The organism is Mesorhizobium sp. M7A.F.Ca.MR.362.00.0.0 (assembly GCF_004023175.1).
GTDB lineage: Bacteria > Pseudomonadota > Alphaproteobacteria > Rhizobiales > Rhizobiaceae > Mesorhizobium.
In genome coordinates, this window is sequence record NZ_RZTF01000353.1 from 2056 (window position 1) to 6669 (window position 4614).

Annotated in this window: 8 protein-coding genes and 1 pseudogene; 7 read left to right on the forward strand and 2 right to left on the reverse strand. The window is 61.2% G+C overall.

Annotation, left to right across the window (positions count from 1 at the left end):
* Both EOC06_RS43845 and EOC06_RS29570 read right to left on the reverse strand, forming a co-directional pair.
* A partial coding sequence (locus EOC06_RS43845; protein ID WP_245470195.1) for an aldolase/citrate lyase family protein occupies nt 1–415 on the reverse strand: 415 nt, incomplete at its 3' end.
* Between the two features lie 126 nt (nt 416–541).
* Entirely contained in the window at nt 542–862 is a 321-nt protein-coding gene (locus EOC06_RS29570; RefSeq protein WP_013532126.1) for a DUF1476 domain-containing protein, read from the reverse strand.
* Between the two features lie 275 nt (nt 863–1137).
* On the opposite strand from EOC06_RS29570, the gene purC reads away from it, so the two are divergent.
* The 7 genes and pseudogenes from purC to EOC06_RS29605 form a co-directional block, all read left to right on the forward strand.
* Nucleotides 1138–1932: a phosphoribosylaminoimidazolesuccinocarboxamide synthase gene (purC, locus tag EOC06_RS29575; RefSeq protein WP_013532127.1), complete on the forward strand. Its 795-nt coding sequence runs from the start codon at nt 1138–1140 to the stop codon at nt 1930–1932.
* Nucleotides 1933–1975: 43 nt separating this feature from the next.
* Nucleotides 1976–2218: a phosphoribosylformylglycinamidine synthase subunit PurS gene (purS, locus tag EOC06_RS29580; RefSeq protein WP_027028126.1), complete on the forward strand. Its 243-nt coding sequence runs from the start codon at nt 1976–1978 to the stop codon at nt 2216–2218.
* 19 nt (nt 2219–2237) lie between these two features.
* Nucleotides 2238–2447 carry a hypothetical protein gene (locus tag EOC06_RS29585; protein WP_127810642.1) on the forward strand — a complete coding sequence of 70 codons (210 nt, stop codon included), beginning with the start codon at nt 2238–2240 and terminating at the stop codon, nt 2445–2447.
* A 41-nt stretch (nt 2448–2488) separates the two neighbouring features.
* Nucleotides 2489–3157 (forward strand): phosphoribosylformylglycinamidine synthase subunit PurQ, encoded by a 669-nt coding sequence (gene purQ, locus EOC06_RS29590; RefSeq protein WP_128309455.1) that lies wholly within the window; start codon nt 2489–2491, stop codon nt 3155–3157.
* 84 nt (nt 3158–3241) lie between these two features.
* Entirely contained in the window at nt 3242–3907 is a 666-nt protein-coding gene (locus EOC06_RS29595) for a glutathione S-transferase family protein (protein ID WP_128309456.1), read from the forward strand.
* Entirely contained in the window at nt 3904–4311 is a 408-nt protein-coding gene (locus EOC06_RS29600; protein WP_023810339.1) for a hypothetical protein, read from the forward strand. The genes EOC06_RS29595 and EOC06_RS29600 overlap by 4 nt, the downstream gene beginning before the upstream one ends.
* 3 nt (nt 4312–4314) lie before the next feature.
* Nucleotides 4315–4614 (forward strand): annotated as a pseudogene (locus tag EOC06_RS29605) (hypothetical protein); the annotation flags it as partial.

Genomic DNA, 4614 nt, shown 5'->3' on the forward strand with positions numbered 1-4614 from the left:
GGTTGGTGTCGCGCAGCCAGTCGGCCTGGTCGCCTTGGCCGTGGCGCGGAAAAGCGTAAGTCGGCCCCCAGGAGCGTTCGCCGAGCGGCGGGTATTTCATGGCGGCGGCGAACAGTTTTGCGTCGGCAACCGAGTTCACCATGGGCGCGATGACCGCCTCGGCGCCGAAATCGAGCGCGCGGCTTGCCATGTCGAAACGGCCAACGGGAATGCGCACCAGCGCCGGCTTGCCGGCAGCGAGCACCGGCACCAGGCCACGCAGCACGCTGTCTTCGTGATGGCCGCCATGCTGCATGTCGAGCGTGACGGCATCGAAACCCTGCTTGGCGACGATTTCGACGGTCAAGGCATCCGGCACGCCGGACCATGCGGTGAACAGCGTTTCGTCGGCCGCGAGGCGGGACTTCAGGGACATGGATACTTTCCTTGTTAACTCCGGCAGTTTCAGCCGGAAACCGCGACAAAGGCAAAGAAAAACCGCCCGGATAGGCCGGGCGGTCGATTGGTCCAGCGTATGGCCGGGATCAGCGCATGGCCCGGATCAGGTGTTCTTGATCTGCTCGATCGCCTGCGCCATCAGTTCGTCCATGGTGCGGCGGATCTGGTGATCCGACTGCTCGACGCCGGCCGCGTCGAAATCCCCGCGGATCTTGCGGAACACGTCGTGGTCGCCGGCTTCCTCGATGTCGGAGATAACCACTTCCTTGGCATAGGCGTCGGCATCAGCGCCGGATTTTCCGAGCTTTTCGGCGGCCCACAGGCCGAGCGCCTTGTTGCGGCGCGCCGAGGCCTTGAACCGAAGCTCCTCGTCGAATGCGAATTTACGCTCAAAGCCCTCTTCGCGGTCTTTCATGCTGCTCATGGCGTCCCTCCGGTCAAATTCGATTCGTTGGCGGTGAATATGTGCGTTGCCAAAGCACAAACCAAAAGGTCGCGGGTCGGTCAATACGCTTCATCGCATGCTGCGCTGCGGCATTTCAGTCCCGAAAGCGGTTGATTGGAAGGATTTGCCGATTGAGCAAACGATGTGATTGGGATAGACCCGGCATTGAACCCTACCGTAGCCGCACTATTTCAGGCAGACGGACAGGAAATGGTCTGATACCGCCCTGTCCGGAACCCCAGAGAAAAATCCAGATGAAAAATCGCCGCCGCATTTATGAAGGCAAGGCCAAGATACTCTATGAGGGACCCGAACCGGGCACGCTTATCCAGTTCTTCAAGGATGACGCCACCGCGTTCAACAAGAAGAAGCACGAGGTCATCGACGGCAAGGGTGTCCTCAACAACCGCATTTCCGAGTACATCTTCAACCATTTGAACCGCATGGGCATTCCGACCCATTTCATCCGCCGGCTGAACATGCGCGAGCAGCTGATCAAGGAAGTCGAGATTATTCCGCTCGAAGTGGTGGTGCGCAATGTCGCCGCCGGTTCGCTGTCCAAGCGGCTCGGCATCGAGGAAGGCACCGTTCTGCCGCGCTCGATCATCGAATTCTATTACAAGGCCGACGCGCTCGACGACCCGATGGTGTCGGAAGAGCACATCACCGCGTTCGGCTGGGCGAGCCCGCAGGAGATCGACGACGTCATGGCGCTGGCCATCCGCGTCAACGACTTCCTCTCCGGCCTGTTCATGGGCGTCGGCATCCAGCTCGTCGACTTCAAGATCGAATGCGGCCGGCTGTTCGAAGGCGACATGATGCGCATTGTCGTCGCCGACGAGATCTCGCCGGATTCCTGCCGCCTGTGGGACGTGGCGACGCAGGACAAGCTCGACAAGGACCGTTTCCGCCGCGACATGGGCGGCCTCGTCGAGGCTTACCAGGAAGTTGCCCGCCGCCTCGGCATCATGAACGAGAACGAACCGCCGCGCCCAACCGGCCCGGTGCTTGTCGCCTCGACCGACGGCCTCAAAGGCAAGCCGCACTGATCGCGGCTTGCCTCCCGATACTCAGAACAGGAGCATGTCCAGCGTGATCAAGGCCCGCATTACCGTCACCCTCAAGAACGGCGTGCTCGACCCGCAGGGCAAGGCGATAGAACACGCGCTGTCCGGCCTTGGCTTCGGCGGCGTCGGCGCGGTGCGGCAGGGCAAGGTTTTCGACGTCGAGTTGGCCGAAAGTGACAAGGCCAAGGCCGAAGCCGACCTCAAGGCCATGTGCGACAAGCTGCTGGCGAACACGGTGATTGAGAATTATAGTGTGACGCTTACCTAAGGTTGTGCCGGAGGCACGTATGCCTGAAGTCACGAATGAACTGATGTACGAGCTTGTCAAGAAAATCCATTCACGAATGGATCGACTTGAGAGTGGCCTGGGCGAAGTCAAGCACGAGATTGTCGCGATCAGGTTGCAGGCGTTGAGCACGCAAACGGACGTCAACAATATCTACGCGATAACAGGCCGTATCGATCAACGTCTTGAACGGATTGAGCAGCGCCTCTAGTTGCGCGAACTCGCCGAAGCACAAAGGCCTTACGAACCAAAATGAAATCAGCCGTCGTCCTCCTGCCCGGCCTCAACCGCGACCGCGACATGATCGCGGCGTTGACCAAGATTTCGGGAACACCCCCGGTCACCGTCTGGCAGACCGATACCGAAATCCCCGATGTCGACCTGATCGCCATTCCGGGCGGCTTTTCCTTCGGCGACTATCTGCGCTGCGGCGCGATCGCCGCGCGCATGCCGGTCATGCGGGCGGTGGCCGAAAAAGCGGCCGCGGGCGTTACGGTCATCGGCGTCTGCAATGGTTTCCAGATCCTGGTCGAGGCCGGCCTGTTGCCGGGCGCCTTGATGCGCAACACCTCGCTGAAATTCGTCTGCCGGCAGGTGAAGCTCGAGATCACCAATGCCAACACCATGTTCACGCGCCGCTATCAGCCGGGCCAGATCATCCGCTCGCCGGTCGCGCATCATGACGGCAATTATTTCGCCGACGCCGACACGCTTGCCCGTATCGAAGGCGAAGGCCAGGTGGTGTTCCGCTATGCCGAGGGCAACAACCCCAACGGCTCGATCAACGACATTGCCGGCATCGTCAACAGCCAAGGCAATGTGCTCGGGCTGATGCCGCACCCGGAAAACCTGATCGAAGCAGCCCATGGCGGCACCGACGGCCGCGGACTGTTCGAGAGCGCCCTCGGCATCGCCGCCTGACGATATCGAAGCGAACAGCTTGAAAACAGCCGGACATTCCTGTCTCTTTGGAGCAAGTCTGGTTCATTGGGGAGAGAGACGGTCATGAAACTCTATTCGCGGCCGTTGTCGCCCTACTCGTCGATCGTGCGGGCATTGGCCTACATCAAGGACGTACCGCTCAAGATCATCGCGCCGCCGCCCGGTTTTCCCATCCCGGAAGAGTTTCGCGCCATCTCGCCGATGAACCGGGTTCCGGTGCTGATCACCGGCTCGGGCGAGACGATCGTCGAATCGGTGGTCATCGCCGAATATCTCGAGGAACGGTTTCCGGAGCCGGCGCTGCTGCCGCCCGATTCCAAGGACCGGGCACTGGTGCGCATGTTCGCCCGCATCACCGATCTCGACGTGCTGACCCCAACGATGAAGCTTTTCGAGCTCCATTTCGTGCCGAAGCGCAACAATGTCGAGATCGACGCCCAATTTGCCCGCCTGCATCATGGACTGGCGGCGATCGAGGCGCGCATGGCGCAAGGGCCCTTCGCACTCGGCGACGACATCAGCTTCGCCGATGCCTGGCTGACGCCGACACGGTTCATCTTCAACAATTTCCGCGCCATGACGGGACGCCACGACCTGCTCGACGCCTATCCGACATTCGACGCCTACCAGCAGATCGCCTCGCAACACCCGGCATTGTCGCGGGTGTGGGGCGAGATGACCGATGGTTTGAAGATTTTTCTGTCCGAGCTTGAGATGGGTGCCGCTTGATCAAGTCGAAGACGATCGCGCTGGTCGCCGCGGCGGGCTTTGTGCTGGCATCCTGCCAGTCGACGCCAAAGAGCACGCCTGTTCCCTCAGGCAAAAGTGCTGCGCTGCTGGCCATGGAACAAGTGGCGATCGCTGCCCACAAATGCTGGATCGCCAGCAAGGACCCAGCCTTCAAACCGTACCAGATGGCCAATGAGCTGAATTCGTTCAGCGGCACGCCGCGTTTCCTGCTGGTGCCGGCCAAGCACTATGGCGGCAAACCTTTGCTGGTCGTGCAAGCGCAAGGCAATTCTAGCCGCGTCGACGTCTTCGGACCGCTGATGAACGATCCGCTCGGCGCCCGCATCGGCTCGGACATCGCCCGTTGGCAGGCCGGCAATCCGGCCTGCGCCGCGACGGCCTAGCCCATGGGCCGGTTCCTGCAGATCGCGGGTCTGGTCATCGGTCTGGCCGGGCTCATCCTGCAGTTCTGCATCAGCATTCCGGCATCGATGGAAGCCGGCCGCAGCCTGCTTGGCTCAATCATTTTCGTCTCCAGCTTCTTCACCATCCTGACCAACATCGGCGCGGTGCTGGTGTACACGTCGCTGCTGTCACCCACCTTCTATGCCTGGCTGCCGGCCTTTGCAGGCGCGCGGATGCGGGCCGGCGTTGCGGTTTCGATCGCGCTGGTCTTCATCATCTACGCAACGGTCCTGGCACAACTC

Excerpts from the sequence above, each read along its gene's own strand:
- EOC06_RS29570 (WP_013532126.1), bottom strand. The coding sequence starts at position 862 with ATGAGCAGCATGAAAGACCGCGAAGAGGGCTTTGAGCGTAAATTCGCA.
- purC (WP_013532127.1), top strand. The coding sequence starts at position 1,138 with ATGAAAAATCGCCGCCGCATTTATGAAGGCAAGGCCAAGATACTCTAT.
- EOC06_RS29585 (WP_127810642.1), top strand. The coding sequence starts at position 2,238 with ATGCCTGAAGTCACGAATGAACTGATGTACGAGCTTGTCAAGAAAATC.
- purQ (WP_128309455.1), top strand. The coding sequence starts at position 2,489 with ATGAAATCAGCCGTCGTCCTCCTGCCCGGCCTCAACCGCGACCGCGAC.
- EOC06_RS29595 (WP_128309456.1), top strand. The coding sequence starts at position 3,242 with ATGAAACTCTATTCGCGGCCGTTGTCGCCCTACTCGTCGATCGTGCGG.